Genomic DNA, 17542 nt, shown 5'->3' on the forward strand with positions numbered 1-17542 from the left:
GGGGGCTTGCGTCACGGGCCGACCGGGTGGATGCTGTTTCCAGACCAACTCGTCGCCCGGGAGACTTGCAGGCACTGCCGCAGCACCGGGCGATGAGTTTTTCCTCCCCCGTCAACCGGCCAGCGGTTCCCTGCTGCTTTCCGCGTCGAGCGCCAGCGCTCGAGTGCCGACGATCCGCAGTCGCTGGGTCGGGCGGGTCATCGCGACGTACAGGGCTCCGACGCCGCGGGTGGACGATTCCAGGATGTCGTGAGGATTGACGACGACGACCGCGTCGAACTCGAGTCCCTTGGCCTCCTGCGGGGTGAGGACGGCGATGGGCAGGCTCAGTCCGCGGGCGCCCCGCCCCACGGTCGCCCCGAATCGTTCCCGCAGGGCCAGGTACTGCGCCTGGACGAGCGACGGGGGCGCGATCACCGCGAGGGTGCCGCGTGAGTCGAGCTCCCTGTCCTCGTCGACGACGTCGATGACGGCATCGCCGAGCTCATCCGGGGCGACGACGAACTGCTCCACCGGCCACTCGCTCGCGCGCACGGCCCTCGAGCGCGAGACGTGCAGGCCGTGCCCGATCGCCACCTCCTCGGCCGCCTGGGTGATCTGGGACGGCGTGCGGTAGTTGACGGTCAGCTCCTCCAGCCGGAACGCGTCGGTGAGCGAACGGAGCGCTTCCGTCCAGTTGGGCGCCGCGGCGGCCGCGCTCGCTTGGGCGACGTCGCCGACGATCGTGAAGGAGCGCAGGGGGCAGCGCCTGCGGAGAAGTCGCCACTGCATCGGCGACAGCTCCTGCGCCTCGTCCACGACCACGTGGCCGTAGCTCCAGTTGCGGTCGGCCGCGGCGCGTTCCGCCGTCGTGCCCCGCGCCGCCGTCTCGCCGAATCCCGCGGCGAGTTCCTCCGCGTCGACGAGACCCTCGACACCCATGTTGCGGATGGCCGCCTCGGCGTTCTCGACATCGCGCTTGAACTGCCGCTTGCGCTCGCGACGCTCCGTGTCGTTCGCCTGATCGAACTCCCCCAGCAGCTCGGCCGCCTCGTCGAGGAGGGGGATATCCGACACGGTGAACGGCTGATCCCGATCGCGTCGCAGCAGCGCCCGCTCGGCCGGCGACCAGCGGGGCGTCAACGAGGCGAACCACTGCGGGCGGGCGAAGAGGTCCTGGATGAACTTCTCGGGCGTCAGCGGCATCCAGGCAGTATTCAGCGCGACCCGCACGTCGTACGACGCACGCAGATCCTCCAGCAACCAGCCCATATCCGAATCGTCGATCGTGTTGCCGTGCGATCGCAGCTGGTCGGCCAGGGTGGCGGCGAGCGCGCGCAGGACCGCCTTCTGGAACTGCTGCCGCGCGATGTTGTGCGGCTTGCGCGTGCGCTGGGCCGCCGCCATCGCCGTGGCCACGACGTGCGGTTCCAGGGTGAGCTTCTCCCCGTTCACGTCCATCACCTGCGGCTCGGCGGGCACCCGCTGGCGTGACTTCACCCCGCGCGCGATGAGCTCCGCCATGCGCGCGTGGCCCTTGAGCGCGGCGACCTCGGGTGCATCTTCGAGGGTGGTGTCGACCCCCGGGTACAGCTGGCCGACGCTCGAGAGCACAACTCCCGTCTCGCCGAGCGAGGGGAGCACGGCCTCGATGTACTGCAGGAACGACGGGGAGGGGCCGACGATCAGGACCCCTGAGGAGCGAAGCCGCTCGCGGTGCGAGTACAGCAGGTAGGCGGCGCGATGAAGCGCCACCGCTGTCTTGCCCGTTCCCGGCCCGCCCTGCACCACGAGCACCCCCGCGAGGTCGGAGCGGATGATCCGGTCCTGTTCGCCCTGGATGGTAGCGACGATGTCGGTCATGCGCCCGGTGCGCTCGGCGGTCAGGGCGGCGAGGAGCGCCCCCTCCCCCTGCAGCTCGGTCGTGTCGCCGTCGAGGAGGGCGCGGTCGAAGACCTCGTCCTCGATCCGGATGACCTCACGCCCCTGGCTCGTCAGGTGCCGACGCGCGCGCGTCCCCAGCGGCGTCACCGCGGTGGCGCGATAGAACGCGCTGGCCTGCGGAACGCGCCAGTCCAGCAGGATCGACTGCTGATCGGCGTCGCGGAGTCCGATTCGACCGATGTAGCGCTTCGCGCCGTCGTCGAGTTCGATGCGGCCGAAGGCGAGCCGTTCATCCACCTCGCCCAGTTGGGCGATCCGATCCTCGTACAGGCGGGCGAAGGCGTCGCGCTCGGTTCGCGCCTGATGGGTGCCGCCCGCGCTGCCCCGCTGCACGGCCTCGAGCTGGGCGCGGGTCTCGTCGCGCAGAGCGTCCAGGCGCGCGTACAGTGTCGAAACGTAGTCGCGCTCACGCGCGAGTTCAGGCGAAACCACTCGTCAAACAACCCCTCGAATCCGGCCATCCAGTCTAGTGGAGTGCGTCGCTGCGAGAATGAGGGTGACCACCGACGCAGGGACCCATGACCACGACACCTCCGAGTCCGGCCGCACGGCGCCGGCTCTTCGCCGATCTGTCCCCGCTGACCGAGTCGAAGCCGGCCGGGCGGTTGATGATCGGCTGGGCCATCTCGAACATCGGCAGCCAGATGACGGTCGTGGCGATCGGTCTGCAGATCTACGAGCTCACACACTCCACCTTCGCCGTCTCGCTCGTGGGCGGCTTCACGCTGCTGCCGTTGATCGTGTTCGGGATCTATGGCGGGATGCTCGCGGACGCCTTCGATCGACGCGTCGTGCTCATCGGCTCCGCACTCATCGCCTGGGCGTCCACCATCACGATCGCCGCCCTCGCCTGGCTGCACGTCGACGTCGTCTGGCCGCTCTACGTGCTTAGCGTGCTGACCGGCACCGCCGCGACCGTGAGCGGCACCGTCCGCGGGGCGATCCTGCCGCGGCTGCTGCCGGCGCGACTGCTGCCGGCGGCCGCCGCGATCAACGGCATCGGCATGGGCACGGCGCTGACTGTCGGACCCGCGCTCGCCGGTATTCTCGTGGCCGCGGTCGGCTTTCCGCTGACTTACACCGTCGACGTCGTGCTGTTCCTCGCCGCCCTGTTCGGGATCGTGACGCTGCCGAGCGTGCGACCCGAGGGGCACTCGCCGCACGGCTGGGCCTCCATCGCCTCCGGAATCGACTTCCTGCGGACCGCACCGAACGTGCGCATGTCATTCATCGTCGACATCATCGCGATGACCTTCGGCCGACCGTATGCCATCTTCCCCGCGGCCGGCGCGATCCTCATCGGTGGCGGAGCCGTCACGGTCGGCGTGCTCACCGCGGCGGGTGCGGTGGGCGCGCTGCTCAGCGGGATCGTCAGCGGCCGCCTCGTGCACGTGCGTCGCCAGGGCCTCGCGGTCGGCTGGGCGATCGCGGTCTACGGTGCGAGCATCCTGGCCCTCGGAGTCATCTTCGCGGTGATGGCGACCGGGGCCCTCGGGCATCCGACGGCCGACTGGGCCGGGACCAACCTCGTCGCCCTGTCGCTCGCGAGCGCCTGCATGGCGATCTCCGGCGCGTCCGACAATGTCTCGTCGATCTTCCGCCAGACCATCCTCCAGGTCGCCGCCCCCGACGGCATGCGCGGCAGACTGCAGGGAATCTTCTCGGTCGTCGTGACCGGGGGGCCACGCCTCGGCGACCTCTACGTGGGGTTCGGGGTCGCGCTCACGGCCGTGTGGTTCCCTCCGGTGCTCGGTGGGGCCCTCATCATCGCGCTCATGGCGGTGCTCCTGAGGGTCGCGCCCTCGTTCCGCCGCTACGACGCGCTGGCACCGACCCCCTAGCGGTCGGGAGTCACTGCGGCTGCTGCTCGCGGAGAATCTGGAGAGCACGGGCGACCCGGTCGCCGAGTCCCGCGACGCCCTTTCGCGAACTGCGATCAAGCGCACCGAGGATCGTCAGGATATCGACGCGCTGGCGCGCGTAGACGCGAGCCCAGGCCTTGTTCGAGCTGAGCGCGAGTCGCACGCCCAGCGCACCGAACATGGCGCTCACGACCGGCGCGAAGACCGACAGCGCGACGTAGCCGGCGTAGCGGCTGCTGGGGTCGGCCGCAGCCGCCACAGACGCGATGGCGATGAGCGCCAGACCGATCACGACGGGGACGACCCGGACCACGCCCGCCCTCGTGAGCAGCACGCGCCGCGGGCGAACCCGGTCGCGATAGCGCGCGTCCACCTCGCTCAGCCGCGCACGGAACGCCGCGACCTGCAGATCGGTGAGGCGGTCGCCCTCCAGCTCGCGGAGCTCGCGGCGCAGGGCCGAGTAGGAGTGCCGGTCGGTCACGGCGACCGCGGCGAGGGCGAGACCGCCGGCGGCGACCACCATGACGGCGATCCCGAGCACGAGCAGGCTGCCGAGCCCGGTCGTCCCGAAGCCGAAGATGAGCAGGGACGCGCGGTCCACTCCCACCCCGATGGCGAGCGCGAGCACCACGACGAGGGGAACGACCCAGAAGATCTGATTGACCCGCTCGCGGCCGATGCGACCGGGCACGTCACGGTCGCGGGCGGTGCGGGAGTCGATGAAGAGCGTGGCGACGTCGCCGAGCTGGGCGAGCAGCGCGAGCATCCACACCGCGGTGACGACGGCAGCGGCGATCCAGACGGCAGACATCCAGCGACCCTACCCGACGAGGTCGGCGACCCCGGTGGCGACCGTGAGGGCCGCCAGCTGCACGAGGAGCCCGCGCAGCTCGGGACGGAAAGCCGCGGTGACCCGGCTCGCCATGGCGGGATCGACGGCCGCGGGCGCGGTGGCGATCGCACGCCCCCAGTCGATCAGCAGACGCTCGGTCTCGGTGACCTCGATGCGCGAGAGGTCGATCGTCTCGGAGCCCAGACGGGTGCGGATGCGCGCGGCCGCCGAGCGGGCATCCATGGTCTCACTGATGGCGTAGACGAAGAGGGCGAGGGCGCGATCGCCGACGTAGGGCGCGACCCGGCCCGCGACCGACTCCCACTCCGGGAAGGGACTGAACGGTTCGATCGACTCACCGGGCATGCCTGTCATGCGGCCAGTTTATGCCGCGAGCGACACGTCCCCGGGGATCAGCACGACGGGACCCGCGAGTCGACGCTCCGACAGCTCGGACTGCACGCGCGCGGCCTCCGCGAGCGGCAGCACGGGAGCCTCGATGTCGTCGAAGGCGCCCGCCCGCATCGCCTGGAAGACGTCGGCCGCCGCGAGCTGGACGAGTCCGTGGCCGAAGCGCCAGCGTCGCGCCGTGGCGTAGTCGGCCGTGGAGACGACGATGTCACGGGCGCGGCGCTCGTCTGAGACGACCTCCGCACCGAGGTGGCGCACCCAGGCCTCGACGAAGGCCGAGATGCCGGCCTCGTCGCGCTCGACGTGCACGCGGTTGCCCCGGCCGATCGAGTGCAGTTGCTTGACGATCGTGCGCGCCACGAGTCCCGCCGGCAGCAGTGCCGCTGCATCGTCGAAGGAGATGTCCTTGGGGATCCCGATCAGGTCGCGCTCACTCGCGATCCGCGGGAAGCCCGCCCGGCTGCCCGGGATGCGCACCGCGACCCGGTCGCCCTGGGCGAACCCGACCGCGCCCTTGCCGACCGCGTCGACCGTGCCGACGGATTGGACGCCGAGAGCGCTCACGCCGATTGCGCCCATGCGCAGGCGCACCTCGCTCTCACCCGGGCGAGGAAGGGCACGGCGGAGCGTGCGCAGCGACGGGGTGCGGACCGGCTTGTCGTTCGTCTGGATGCTCATGTTCTGTACCACTGAGACAGAAAACCGAGCGAGCCGCCGGAGTATTCCCACAAGCGGCGTCAGAACACCTTGCCAGGGTTCAAGATGCCGTGCGGGTCGAACACGCCCTTGATCTGCCGCTGCAATTCGAGCTGCTCCTCCCCCAGTTCGTCGCCCAGCCAGCGCTTCTTGAGGAGCCCAACCCCGTGCTCGCCCGTGAGCGTGCCTCCGAGTCGCAGGCAGGCGAGGAACAGCTCGTCGGCGGCCGCCCAGACCTCGGGCGGCACCTCTGAGCCCTCGAAGATGAAGTTGGGGTGGAGGTTGCCGTCGCCGGCGTGAGCGACCGTCGGGATGGTCATCCCGTACCGTCGTTCGATCTCGCCGATCGCCTGGAACATGGCCGGAAGCTGACTGCGCGGTACCGCCACGTCTTCGATCAGCACCGTGCCGCGCGCGCTCATCGCGGGATGGAAGGAACGCCGGATCGCGAACAGGCGCTCGGCGATCTCCGGGTCGGAGGAGAGCTCGGCATCGCCCCCGAGCGAACGGATGATCGCCACCGCGGCATCGGCCTCGGCGGCCGCCGCCGCTCCGTCCATCTGCACGAGCAGGTAGGAGCCGCGATCGCCGAGATCCTGCCCCAGGTAGTCGCCGATGCCCCTGAGTGCGGACTGCCCGATGAGCTCCATCGCCGCCGGCCGCAGGCGGGAGGCCGTGATGACGGCGGAGGCTCGGGCCGCCTGCTCGACGGTGTCGAAGTAGGCGCCGATGGTCGAGGCGGCGCCGCTCGGCAGCGCCCTCAGCTTCAGGGTCGCCTCGACGATGACACCGAGGGTGCCCTCGGAGCCGATCATGAGCGCGGTGAGGTCCAGGCCGGTGACGCCCTTGACGGTGCGATGGCCGAGGGTGAGGAGCCGTCCGTCGGCGCGCACGACCTTCAGGCCGAGCACCGACTCGCGGGTCACGCCGTACTTCGCGCAGAGGAGCCCGCCCGCGTTGGTGGCGATGTTGCCGCCGATCGTGGAGATCGCCTTGCTGGCCGGATCGGGTGCGAACCACAGGCCGCGGGGCGCGAGCACCCGGTTGAGGTCGTCATTGATGATCCCCGGCTCGACGACCGCGAGCTCGTCGTCGGCGTTCACCTCGAGGATCCGGTTCATCTCCAGCGTGGACAGCACGATCTCACCGCGACCGGCGATGGCCCCGCCGGCGAGACCGGTGCCCGCGCCGCGCGGCACGACGGGAATGCGGTGCTCGTTCGCGATGCGGAGCGTGGTCTGAACGTCGGCGATGCTGCGCGCCGAGACGAACGCCGCCGGAGGCCCGTCGGAGACCTGACCCGACCGGTCCGTGCGCGCCGACTCGAGCAGCTCGGGTGCCGCGGACACCCGGTCGCCGAGCGCATCGCGCAACTGGACCTCGATGCTGCTGACGACGTTGCTCACGATCCGATCCTAGCGACCGAGCCGTGTCCGATTTCCGCTAGTCATCCGGACGCCGTCGTGCGACGGTTGAGAGGTGACCGCCGAAACCGACACCCAGTTCGCCGAGCGGTTCCGCGCCCTTGCGTCACGGGACACCCGCTTCGACGGGCAGTTCATCGCGGGCGTGCACTCGACGGGCATCTACTGTCGGCCCAGTTGCCCCGCCATGACCCCGAATCCCGCCAATGTGCGCTTCTATCGCACCGCCGCGGCCGCCCACGAGGCCGGACTCCGCGCGTGCAAGCGCTGCCAGCCCGACGCGGTGCCGGGGAGCCCGGACTGGAACCTGCGCGACGACCTCGCCGCCCGCGCGATGCGACTCATCGAGGACGGCGTCGTCGAACGGGACGGTGTGACCGGCCTCGCGAAGCGGCTCGGCTACACGCCGCGCCACCTCACGCGCGTGCTCGTCGCGGAGCTCGGCGCCGGCCCGCTCGCCCTCGCCCGCGCCCGGCGCGCCCAGACCGCCCGCACCCTGCTCGTCGCCACCTCGCTCTCCATCGCCGAGGTGGCCTTCGCGGCCGGTTTCTCGAGCATCCGACAGTTCAACGACACCGTGCTCGCGGTGTACGAAACGACCCCGACGGCATTGCGCGCGCGATTCGGCCGCCGGCAGCCCGACCGCACGGTGCCCGGCGAGGCCATCAGCCTCAGTCTCCGGCTTCCGGCGCGAGCCCCCTTCGACGGCGCGGGTCTGCTCGCCTTCTTCGCCGATCACGCGGTCGAAGGGCTGGAGACTGCATCGAGCGGCGTCTTCGAGCGTCGGATGCGCCTGCCGGGTGGCCCCGCGACGGTCTCGCTCGCGCTCGACGGTGCCACGGCGGTGCTCTGCACGGCGCGCCTGAGCACGGTCGCCGACGTCGGCACCCTGGTCGCCCGAGTTCGCCGGCTGTTCGACCTCGACGCGGACTCCGTTGCGATCGACGCCGTGCTGGCGGCCGACCCCGCCCTGGCCCCGCTGGTCGCCTCGCGGCCCGGGATCCGGATCCCGGGGTCGCTCGACGCGGAAGAGACGCTGTTCCGAACCCTCCTCGGTCAACAGGTGTCGGTCGCCGCCGCCCGCAGCACGATCGCACGCCTGTGCAGGGAGCTCGGCGACGATGGCGCCTTCCCCTCCGCGGCGGCGCTCGCGGAGCATGGCGCGACGGTCCTCCGAGGCCCTGCCGCCCGAGTCGCCTCGATCGTCACCGTCGCGGAGGCGATCGCAGACGACCGACTGCGTCTCGATCTCGGAACGCCGGTCCCCGAGTTCCTGGACGCTCTGACCCGGTATCCCGGAATCGGCCCGTGGACCGCCGGGTATCTGGCGATGAGAGTGCTGGGGTCGCCGGACATCCTGGTTCCCGGCGACCTCGTCGTGCAGCGGAACGCCGCCGCGCTCGGCCTTGCCTCCCGACCGCGCGAACTGGAACGACTGTCGGTGCGGTGGGCGCCGTGGCGCAGCTACGCGACCCTGCACCTGTGGCGGCGCGCGACGCCGTCCTGAGACGCGCGCCCCTTCGGACGGGCGCCCGCGCGGCGCGGGAGGTGCCTGTGAGCTGCCGCAGAGCATTACGCAAGCCCTCCCCGGTGTCGGCGAGCCCGAATAGGCTGACGGCATGAAACCCAAGCAGCTTCTCGTCATCGGCCTTCTCGTCGGCTACGTCCTCGGCGCCCGCGCGGGGCGGGAGCGATACGAGCAGCTCGCGCGCGGTGCTCGCCGCCTGTGGGAGAACCCGCGGGTGACGCGCGTGCGCGAGGAGGCGATCGTGTACGCGCGCGAACAGGGGCCCGTGCTGCTCTCCAAAGCGGAGTCGGCTGCCAAGGCCACGCCGGCACTCATCGCGGATGCGGCGGGCAAGACCGCGGGAATCGCCAAGGACGCCGCGGGCAAGACCGCCGACCTAGCGAGGGATGCGGCGGGCAAGACCGCCGGAATCGCGCGTGACGCCGCCGAGAAGACCGCCGGCATCGCGAAGGATGCGGCAGGCAAGACCGCGGAGCTCGCGAAGGACGCCGCGGGCCGCACCACCGGACTCGCAAGGGGCGCCGTCGAGAAGACCACGGGACTCGCGAAAGACGCCGTGGAGAAGACCACGGGCGCCGCCCGCGACATCGCCGACCGCACCGTCAGCTCCGCCACCGACGCGGCCGGGAGGGTCGCCGAGACGCGCGACCGCGCCCTCGCCGAGCTGGGCAACATCGACGAGGACGACACGGTCTAGCGCGAGGCGCGCCGGGCCGCTCACTCCCGGTCGGACTCCTCGGGCCGGTCGGTCACGATCGCGATCGAGTCGGTCACCGCCGCGATGCCGCTCAAGCGCTCGGGCGACAGGACGCGCTCCACATCCTCCTGACTCATCAGGCCGGCCTCCACCACGAGTTCGGCGATCGAGGCGTTGGTCGTGAGCGCGGTGTGCGCGAGCGTGGCAGACGCCGCATAGCCGATGTACGGCGTCAGTGCCGTGACCACCCCCACGCTCGAACCGACCTGCTGGGAGAGGCGCAGGGTGTTGGCGGTGATGCCGTCAACGCAGTTGACCCGGAGGGTGCGGCAGGCGTTGGTCATCCAGGCCAGTGACTGCAGGATGCTGTGCGCGATGACCGGCTCGAAGGCGTTCAGCTGCAACTGGCCCGCCTCCGCCGCGGCGGTCACGGTCGCATCCGCGCCGATCACCGAGAAGGCGACCTGATTCACCACCTCGGGGATGACCGGGTTCACCTTGCCGGGCATGATGCTCGACCCCGCCTGCCGCGGCGGCAGGTTGATCTCCCCGAAGCCCGCCTGCGGCCCGCTCGAGATGAGGCGCAGGTCGTTGCAGATCTTCGACAGCTTGACGGCCGCGCGCTTGAGCGTTCCCGACAGCGTCATGAAGATGCCCGCGTCGGCGGTCGCTTCGATGAGGTCGGGCGCGGTCTCCATGTCGATGCCGGTCAGTTCGACGAGGTGCAGCCGCACCGCCTCCGCGTAGCGCGGATCCGCCGTGATCCCCGTACCGATCGCGGTCGCACCGAGGTTGATCTCGTTGAGCCAGGGCACCACCTCGCTCAACCGGTCGAAGTCCTCGCGCAGCGTCGTCGCGAAACCGTTGAACTCCTGCCCCAGCGTCATGGGCACCGCGTCCTGCAGCTGGGTGCGCCCGACCTTGAGGATGCCGCGGAACTCCCTGCCCTTGGCGGCGAAGGAGTCGGCGAGGAGCCGGTGCTCGGCCAGGAGGCGAAGCAGCGAGAACACCATCGCGAGCTTGATGGCCGTCGGATACACGTCATTGGTGCTCTGGCTGCGGTTGACGTCGTCGATCGGGTGCAGCTCGGAGTAGTCGCCCCGCGGATGCCCCATCAGCTCGAGACCGCGATTGGCGATGACCTCGTTCGTGTTCATGTTCGTCGACGTGCCGGCACCGCCCTGAATGACCCCGACCACGAACTGGTCGTGGAGGCGTCCCGCGACGATCTCCTCGCAGACGCGGTCGATGATCTCCGCCTTCTCCGCACTGAGCACACCGATGTCGCGATTCGCGCGGGCGGCGGCCTGCTTCACGCGGGCGAGCGCGGCGATCAGGTCCGGGTAGTTGAAGATGGCCCGGCGGGTGATCGGGAAGTTGTCGAGGGCGCGCGCGGTGTGGATTCCCCAGTACACCTCAGCCGGTACCTCGAGACTGCCGAGCGAGTCGGTCTCGGTGCGGGTTCGCGGCGCGGAGGCCACCTCCTCCGATCCGATCGAGGGGCCGTTGGTGGTCACGGGGTTCTCATCACCCTCTATCCGCTGCTCGTCGATGAGGGATCCGTCGGCGAATCCGGTGGACGTCATTGCTTGTGGCGACGTGGTCATTGATCAATCTCCTTCGACTGTCGACAGCGATCCTAACGCCCGCTCCCGCCGTTCTCAGCGGTGGAAGAAGGGAATGACGAGGTAGACGCCGTACAGGATGAGCGCCGCGCACAACGCGAAACAGACCACGCCGAGGGGTCGCAGGCGCCGGGTGTCCGGCCCCGCGAAGCGGAGCCCGAGAGCGAACAGGATGACCGTGCCGCACCCCGCGAGAATGGAGGCGACGAGCACGATGAGGAAGTTTCCCCACTCGATCGTCATGCCGCTCCCCTCTCCTTCTTGCTGGTCTTACGGCGCTTCGGCCGGACGAACTGGGTCGGCTCGATCGTGAGCGATCGGGCGGAGACGTTCGAGCGACGGGAGATCAGGAAGATGGCGACGATGACGACGGTGGCGACCACGGCATCCGTGATGACGCCGGCCGCGCCGAGAAGGGCGGCCCACGCCGCGATCGCCCCGACCACCGCGGCCGCGGGAATCGTGATGACCCACCCGATCGCGATGCGGCCGGCGGTGCGCCAGCGAACCGACGCGCCCTTCCTGCCGATGCCGGTTCCGATGACGGAGCCCGACGCGACCTGTGTCGTCGACAGGGCGAAACCGAGATGGCTCGACGCGAGGATCGTCGCGCTCGTCGCCGCCTCGGCCGCGAATCCCTGGCCGGGTTCGATCTCGGTGAGTCCGCGGCCGAGGGTGCGGATGATGCGCCAGCCTCCCGAGTAGGTGCCGAGCGCGATCGCGAGCGCGCAGACGAGGATGACCCAGAACTGCGGTCCCGTTCCCGCACCCTGGAAGCCGCCGGCGATGAGCGCGAGCGTGATCACGCCCATGGTCTTCTGCGCGTCGTTGGTGCCGTGGGCCAGCGACACGAGCGAGGACGTGAACACCTGCCCGTAGCGGAACCCCTCGCGCTGTCGCTTCTTCACGAGCCGATACGCGATGCGGGTGGCGAGGAAGGAGACGAGACCAGCGGTGATCGGGGCGAGGACGGCGGGGATCACGAACTTGGAGAGCAGATTGCCGATGTTGATGGCACCGAACCCCGCGCCGACGATCGCCGCGCCCACGAGGCCGCCGACGAGGGCGTGGCTGGAGCTGGACGGCAGGCCGAGCACCCAGGTCACGAGATTCCACAGGACCGCGCCGATGAGGCCCGCGAAGATGAGCGTCGGGGTGATCTGTACGCCGTTGGACCCCTCGTTGATGAGTCCCCCGGAGATCGTCGTGGCGACCGCGGTGGAGAGAAAGGCCCCGACGAGGTTGAGGATCGCGGCGATCGCGACAGCGGTGCGCGGCCTCAGGGCCCCCGTCGCGATCGGCGTGGCCATCGCGTTGGCGGTGTCGTGGAATCCGTTGGTGAAGTCGAAAAAGAGAGCCAGTGCAATGACCAGCGCGACCATGAGCGAGATGTCCACCGCGGACGAGTCTTACAGCCGAGTGAACCGGGTGCAACTCGGGCATAAACGAAAGCGAACAACGGCGCCCGCGCGCCTTCCCTGAGGCTCCCTCGCACTTCTAGAATGTGGCGCGACCGCTGGGATCCACCGGCCCGCGTTTTGGGGGCGGCTCGAGACTATTACTCACCACGATCCATCCATAGAGTTCATATAACCCGCACAGATGTAGATTCCGGGGGGAATACGACGTGAATGACGACAACGGCTTCGGGGTACCGGCGGGATGGTACCCGGACCCGCTCGGCCTGCCGCAGATGCGCTGGTGGGACAACCATGGGTGGACCGAGCACACCACGGAGGCCCGCGCGCCCATCGTGATCCAGGAGGCCAAGCTCGCCTGGGCCGACGACGAACTGCAAGGCGACGAGCTTCCGACGCGGCGCGAGCGCCGCGAGCGCGAGCGCGACTTCGCGTCCGATCTTCGCGGCGCGGGCCACGGCACGCCGACCGCTGAAGCGCTGCTTCAACTCGAGCCGCCGTCCTGGGACGCCCTGCCCGCCGACGAGCCCGCGCCCGACGTCATTCCGATGCCCGAGTTCACCGCACCCGCGACGAGCGCGGAGCCCCAGAGCGTGGAACCCGAGCAGGTCATCCCCGCCGCCGCGCGCGTTGCGGAGCCGGCAGCGACGGCAGCGCCCGTGGCGACCGCCGCCCCGGTGCGTGGAGCCAGCTCGAACACCGGTGGCGCCTGGATCATGGCGCTCATCCCGATTCTGCAGCTCGTCGCGACGCTGCTCATCGTCACCGCGGCCGGTGCCGGTGGAACGAGCGTCGGCGTCATCGCGAGCATCTGGATCGCGCCCTACTTCATCGCGATTCCGCTCGCCATCTCCGACCGTCGCACGCTCAAGGCCAAGGGCTTCGAGAAGCCGGCCTCCTGGGCCTGGGTTCTGCTCTCGATTCCGGTCTACCTGGTCGCCCGCGCGATCCGCATCGTGGTCAAGGCGGGCAACGGATTCGCGCCGGTGCTCGTGTGGGGCGCTCTCGTGCTGCTCCAGCTCGGCTCACTCGTCGCCGTTCCCGGTCTCGTCATCTCGGCTCTGCCCCAGGTCTTCTCCGCCGAGGCCGCCCAGTCGATCGAGCACGACGCCTCGGTGTTCGGCCCCATCGTCAGCGTGAAGTGCCCGACCCCGCCGGCGACGGTGATGGGTCAGGAGTTCACCTGCACGCTCGTGAAGATCGGTTCGGGCCAGTCCTACAAGGTGACGGCCAGCCTCCAGCGCCAGAACGGATGGATCGCCTGGGTGGTCAGCGACTGGGGCGTCTACAACGTCAGCCAGTAGCACGGTTAGCCTCCCGCTGGTTTGCGTGTTTGGGTAGTAAGTTCCTTTCCGAGGGACCCTGACTCCTCACCACGCCGCGTGCCGCACGGCCCGCGGACCGCAGACAACCTCAAAGGCGGTGCGTCCTTTTGCCAGACACTCCTGCTTCTGCAGTCCCCGCCGGTTGGTACGCGGATCCGCAGAACCCCGCTCAGCTGCGTTGGTGGAGCGGCGAAGGGTGGACGGACCACGTCGCCCCGGTGACTCCCCCGGACGCCGTCGCGACCGGAGCAGCGGACGAAACCGCGACCGAGTCGCCGTCGCTCGCCGCGGACGCTCCGGATTCCGTGCCCGAGACCGCTGGAGAACCGGTGGCCGAGTCCGTGCCCGAGGCTGTCACTGCGACGTCGATCGAGTCCGCACCCGAGGCTGCCGCAGGGTCTGCCGGTCAGGATGAGTCTGTCACCGCGGCCGACGCTGCGCCGGAGATCGCCCCGGAGTCCGCCGCTGATGCCAGCGCGGAGCAGCTTCCCGAGCCCGCTCCGGTCTCGTTCTTCGGACTCCTGCCGGACTCCGCGCAGACCCGTGCGGACGCCGAGCCGCTGACGCCGTCGGACCCCGCGGAACCCATTGCGGCCGCACCCCTTGATCCCGGGGCGCTGCCGTCGCGCCGATCGCTGCGCGCTGCCGCGGCCGCCGCTGCCGCGGGCACTGGCCCCGCCCCCGCGGCCGTCACGGTTCCGGCGCCGGAACAGACCGCGCCCGTCGTGGAGCCCGCCGTCGCCCTGGAGCCCGCCGTCGTCGAGCCCCCCGTCGCCGTCGAGCCTGCCGCTGCGCCGAGTGAGCCCGTCGTGCCCGCCGAGGAGCTGACCGCGCCCGCCGCGGAATCGACGCCGCCCGCCGAACCCGTGGTTCCGATCGCCGACCCCTCCGCCTTCGCCACGCCGGGCGCGCCGGCGCCTCAGGCTCCCCTCGCAGAACCGATCAACGACGGCGGATTCGCCGCGGTGCAGAGCCTCATGGCAGCCGAGGCCGCCTCCCCGCACCCGACGTTCACCGATGTGCCGCCGCCGTCGTTCGGTGTCTCGGTGCCTCCCGCCGAGCCGAGCCCGTACCCCGCGGGCGACCCGCTGGCGAGTGTGCCCTCGGTTCCCGCGCCGCCCGCTGCGCAGGACTGGGGCATCGCGCCGAGCGAGACTCGGTCACGCAGTCAGGAGGCATCGCGCCCGAGCGCCGCGACCGCGAGCGCCTGGATCATCGCGATCAGCCCGCTGTTGGCGGCCGGAGCCGTCGGCTATCTGCTCGCGACCACCGGCATCGACTTCCTGTCCGGGCTCCCGCAGGCGGCGGCCGCGATCCCGTACATCCTCGTGCTGATTCTCGCGCTCGTCGATCGTCGACAGCTTGAAGCGCGTGGTTTCGAGAATCCCGCGGCCTGGACCTGGTCGGTGCTGACGGCCCCGATCTACCTGCTCATGCGCAACTCCTCGCTGCGCAGCAACGGTGTCAGCTCGGTCGGCCCACTCGTCGGGTGGTTCGTCGCCGTGATCGTCTCGTTCGTCGGAATAGTCGGCTACGGCCTGCTGACCGGCAAGGCGCTCATCCCCGGCTTCCCGGGCTGACGCGGACCACGGGCCGGGGCGGCGACCCAAACTCGCGAAAATTACCCCAGATCCGAAAGACCTACCCCCGTGGGTCGATCGGTGAGCAATCGCTGAGCCGCCGCACCCGAGTATCCCCCTGTGGTGCTGAAACGAATCTAGCGGGCGAGTCAAACACCCCGCTGTCCCCAAAGCGGGTCGCCCCCGATCGGGGGGCTTTTCCCCCCGCGAACGCCGCCGCGGCGTACGCTCGAAACGTGACTCCCGACTCGCCCCCGACCGACTCCACGTCGCCCCCCGTGCGACTGCCCCATGAGCTGGGCGAGTGGGTCGCGCAGCAGCGCTGGTACGGCGGCAAGGGCTCCGAGCCGGTCCTCGAGCGCATCGGCGGGTGGCAGGCGGGCGATGACGAGGTGGTGATCTCGACCCACTACCTTCTAGATCACTCGGACGGCGGATCCACGCTGTACCAGGTTCCGCTCACCGAGCGCGCGCACCCTCTGGGCACCCTCGCCCCGATCGCCGTGGTCGAGGGCCGGTACCTCTACGACGCGCCCCACGACCCGGCCTACGCGGCCACGATCCTCGACCTGATCCTGCACGAGCGACCAGCGGGGCACGCGCGCGGTCATCGCCAACCGGGCGCCGGCCATGTCACGGTCGCCAGCAGCGCGGTGCTGACCGGGGAGCAGTCCAACACCTCGATCATCTGCCGCGTCGACGACGGCGCACCCGTCATCATGAAGGTGTTTCGCGCGCTGCACCACGGTGGCAATCCCGACGTGGTGCTGCAGTCCGCGATCGCGGCGACCGGGTCGACGCTGGTACCGAGGTCGATCGGGTACGTCTCCGGTGAATGGCCCGCGCCATCACTTCCGGGCGGACTCGCCCGCGGCCACCTCCTCTTCGCCCAGGAGTTCCTGCCGGGTGCGGAGGATGCGTGGCGCATCGCACTTCGCGCGGCGCACCGGCTGATCGATTTCTCGGCCGAGGCTCACGCCCTCGGCCGAGCCACCGCGGAGGTGCACGCCACGCTCGCCACCGCCCTGCCGACGCGCGAGGCCCAGCGCGCGGACATCGATTCCATTCTGGAGAGCATGCGCGCCCGCCTGAATGGTGCGTGCCACGAGGTGCCCGCACTGCGCGAGCTGCACGACGAGATCGATACCGTCTTCGAGGCGGCCCGTGAGGCGGAATGGCCACGGTTGCAGCGCATCCACGGCGACTACCACCTGGGACAGGTGCTCTCGATCCCCGGCGATTCCTTCGTACTCGTGGACTTCGAGGGGGAACCGCTGCGGCCCATGGCCGAGCGATCCGAACCCGATGTGACGCTGAGAGACGTCGCCGGGATGCTGCGTTCCTTCGACTACGCGGCCGGCTCGGTGCTGCTCGAGACCGCGGGTGCGGTCACCGCGCACGACTGGGCGTCCGCCGCCCGGCACGCCTTCGTCGACGGGTACATCGAGGCATCCGGTCGCGATATCCGGCAGAATCGGGCGCTGCTCGATGCCTTCGAAATCGACAAGGCGCTCTATGAGGTGGTGTACGAGGCCCGCAACCGTCCCTCGTGGATCGATATCCCCACCGCAGCCATTCGACGACTGGCCGAGCGGAGTGGGCGGTAGCGTACTAGTTGTCCTACCGCAAGGGTTTGACCAGCCCTCGCGCGGCCGATCTACTTGCTGCATGACCGGGATCGCTGAACGCGCCACGACGACCACCTCCCTCACCGCCCGCCAGCTCACCGCCCTGCGCGTTCACCTGGTGTCGGACCGCGAGCGGACCGACGGGGTGATCACCCAGCTGATCGGCGAGATGGACGCCTTCGTCTCGGCCCGCCGCGATACCTCGACCGATGACGAGCACGACCCGGAGGGTCCGACCCTGGCGTTCGAGCGCTCTCAGTCCGAGGCGATGCTTTCGCAGGCCCGCCAGCACCTCCGTGACATCGACGGCGCCCTGCTGCGGATGGATGAGGGACGCTACGGCCGCTGCACCTCGTGCACCGGGGAGATCGCTCTCGGTCGCCTGCAGGCACGACCGCAGTCGCCGCTGTGCATCTCCTGCGCCGGTCGGCTTCGCTGAACGACCCCCGCCCGCCGCGCGCGGCGTGGCGCAGACCCGCCGGCGCAGCCCGACGGGGGGTGCGGATCCGGCCCGATCCGGTGAGGAGTTAGGCGCTGCGCCGCGTGGCGGACAGCTAACGTTTACCTCGCGGTGGTCGACTGTGGTGTGTAAG

General features: G+C 70.3%; 15 protein-coding genes. 7 read left to right on the forward strand and 8 right to left on the reverse strand.

Features of this window, described 5'->3' with window-relative positions:
- Positions 1-111: 111 nt before the first annotated feature.
- Complete coding sequence (locus G3T37_RS03315; RefSeq protein WP_163472036.1) at positions 112-2355, reverse strand: UvrD-helicase domain-containing protein; 2244 nt, start codon at positions 2353-2355, stop codon at positions 112-114.
- Between the two features lie 86 nt (positions 2356-2441).
- Here G3T37_RS03315 and G3T37_RS03320 point away from each other — a divergent pair, with 86 nt between their 5' ends.
- Positions 2442-3764, forward strand: a complete 1323-nt coding sequence (locus tag G3T37_RS03320; RefSeq protein WP_163472037.1) for an MFS transporter — start codon at positions 2442-2444, stop codon at positions 3762-3764.
- Between the two features lie 10 nt (positions 3765-3774).
- Here the strand turns inward: G3T37_RS03320 and G3T37_RS03325 are convergent, their stop codons facing one another.
- From G3T37_RS03325 to G3T37_RS03340, 4 genes are read right to left on the reverse strand one after another with little or no spacing between them, the layout of a single operon-like run.
- Positions 3775-4596, reverse strand: coding sequence for a hypothetical protein (locus G3T37_RS03325; RefSeq protein ID WP_163472038.1), 822 nt, complete (start codon positions 4594-4596; stop codon positions 3775-3777).
- A 9-nt stretch (positions 4597-4605) separates the two neighbouring features.
- The gene (locus G3T37_RS03330; protein ID WP_163472039.1) at positions 4606-4992 is read right to left on the reverse strand and encodes a hypothetical protein; all 387 of its coding nucleotides are present in this window, start codon (positions 4990-4992) and stop codon (positions 4606-4608) included.
- Positions 4993-5001: 9 nt separating this feature from the next.
- On the reverse strand, positions 5002-5706 hold the full coding sequence (locus G3T37_RS03335; protein ID WP_163472040.1) for an MDR/zinc-dependent alcohol dehydrogenase-like family protein: 705 nt from the start codon (positions 5704-5706) through the stop codon (positions 5002-5004).
- A gap of 59 nt (positions 5707-5765) precedes the next feature.
- Positions 5766-7130, reverse strand: a complete 1365-nt coding sequence (locus G3T37_RS03340) for an FAD-linked oxidase C-terminal domain-containing protein (RefSeq protein WP_174247721.1) — start codon at positions 7128-7130, stop codon at positions 5766-5768.
- 73 nt (positions 7131-7203) lie between these two features.
- On the opposite strand from G3T37_RS03340, the gene G3T37_RS03345 reads away from it, so the two are divergent.
- The gene (locus tag G3T37_RS03345; protein WP_163472041.1) at positions 7204-8655 is read left to right on the forward strand and encodes an AlkA N-terminal domain-containing protein; all 1452 of its coding nucleotides are present in this window, start codon (positions 7204-7206) and stop codon (positions 8653-8655) included.
- A 112-nt stretch (positions 8656-8767) separates the two neighbouring features.
- Positions 8768-9373, forward strand: a complete 606-nt coding sequence (locus G3T37_RS03350; protein WP_163472042.1) for a hypothetical protein — start codon at positions 8768-8770, stop codon at positions 9371-9373.
- Positions 9374-9393: 20 nt separating this feature from the next.
- On the opposite strand, the gene G3T37_RS03355 is transcribed toward G3T37_RS03350, so the two are convergent.
- From G3T37_RS03355 to G3T37_RS03365, 3 genes are read right to left on the reverse strand one after another with little or no spacing between them, the layout of a single operon-like run.
- Entirely contained in the window at positions 9394-10980 is a 1587-nt protein-coding gene (locus G3T37_RS03355) for an aspartate ammonia-lyase (protein ID WP_241732074.1), read from the reverse strand.
- A 54-nt stretch (positions 10981-11034) separates the two neighbouring features.
- The gene (locus G3T37_RS03360; protein ID WP_163472043.1) at positions 11035-11241 is read right to left on the reverse strand and encodes a hypothetical protein; all 207 of its coding nucleotides are present in this window, start codon (positions 11239-11241) and stop codon (positions 11035-11037) included.
- Positions 11238-12395, reverse strand: coding sequence for an inorganic phosphate transporter (locus G3T37_RS03365; RefSeq protein ID WP_163472044.1), 1158 nt, complete (start codon positions 12393-12395; stop codon positions 11238-11240). The genes G3T37_RS03360 and G3T37_RS03365 overlap by 4 nt, the downstream gene beginning before the upstream one ends.
- A gap of 230 nt (positions 12396-12625) precedes the next feature.
- Here G3T37_RS03365 and G3T37_RS14625 point away from each other — a divergent pair, with 230 nt between their 5' ends.
- The 4 genes from G3T37_RS14625 to G3T37_RS03385 all read left to right on the forward strand — a co-directional run bounded on the left by G3T37_RS14625 (position 12626) and on the right by G3T37_RS03385 (position 17388).
- Entirely contained in the window at positions 12626-13720 is a 1095-nt protein-coding gene (locus G3T37_RS14625; RefSeq protein ID WP_338401166.1) for a DUF2510 domain-containing protein, read from the forward strand.
- A gap of 128 nt (positions 13721-13848) precedes the next feature.
- Positions 13849-15321, forward strand: a complete 1473-nt coding sequence (locus G3T37_RS03375; protein WP_163472045.1) for a DUF2510 domain-containing protein — start codon at positions 13849-13851, stop codon at positions 15319-15321.
- 236 nt (positions 15322-15557) lie between these two features.
- Entirely contained in the window at positions 15558-16928 is a 1371-nt protein-coding gene (locus tag G3T37_RS03380) for a maltokinase N-terminal cap-like domain-containing protein (protein WP_338401167.1), read from the forward strand.
- Positions 16929-16989: 61 nt separating this feature from the next.
- Entirely contained in the window at positions 16990-17388 is a 399-nt protein-coding gene (locus G3T37_RS03385; protein WP_163472046.1) for a TraR/DksA family transcriptional regulator, read from the forward strand.
- Positions 17389-17542: the final 154 nt, after the last annotated feature.

Origin of the sequence: Galbitalea soli, assembly GCF_010686725.1 — a bacterium.
Lineage (GTDB): Bacteria > Actinomycetota > Actinomycetes > Actinomycetales > Microbacteriaceae > Galbitalea > Galbitalea soli.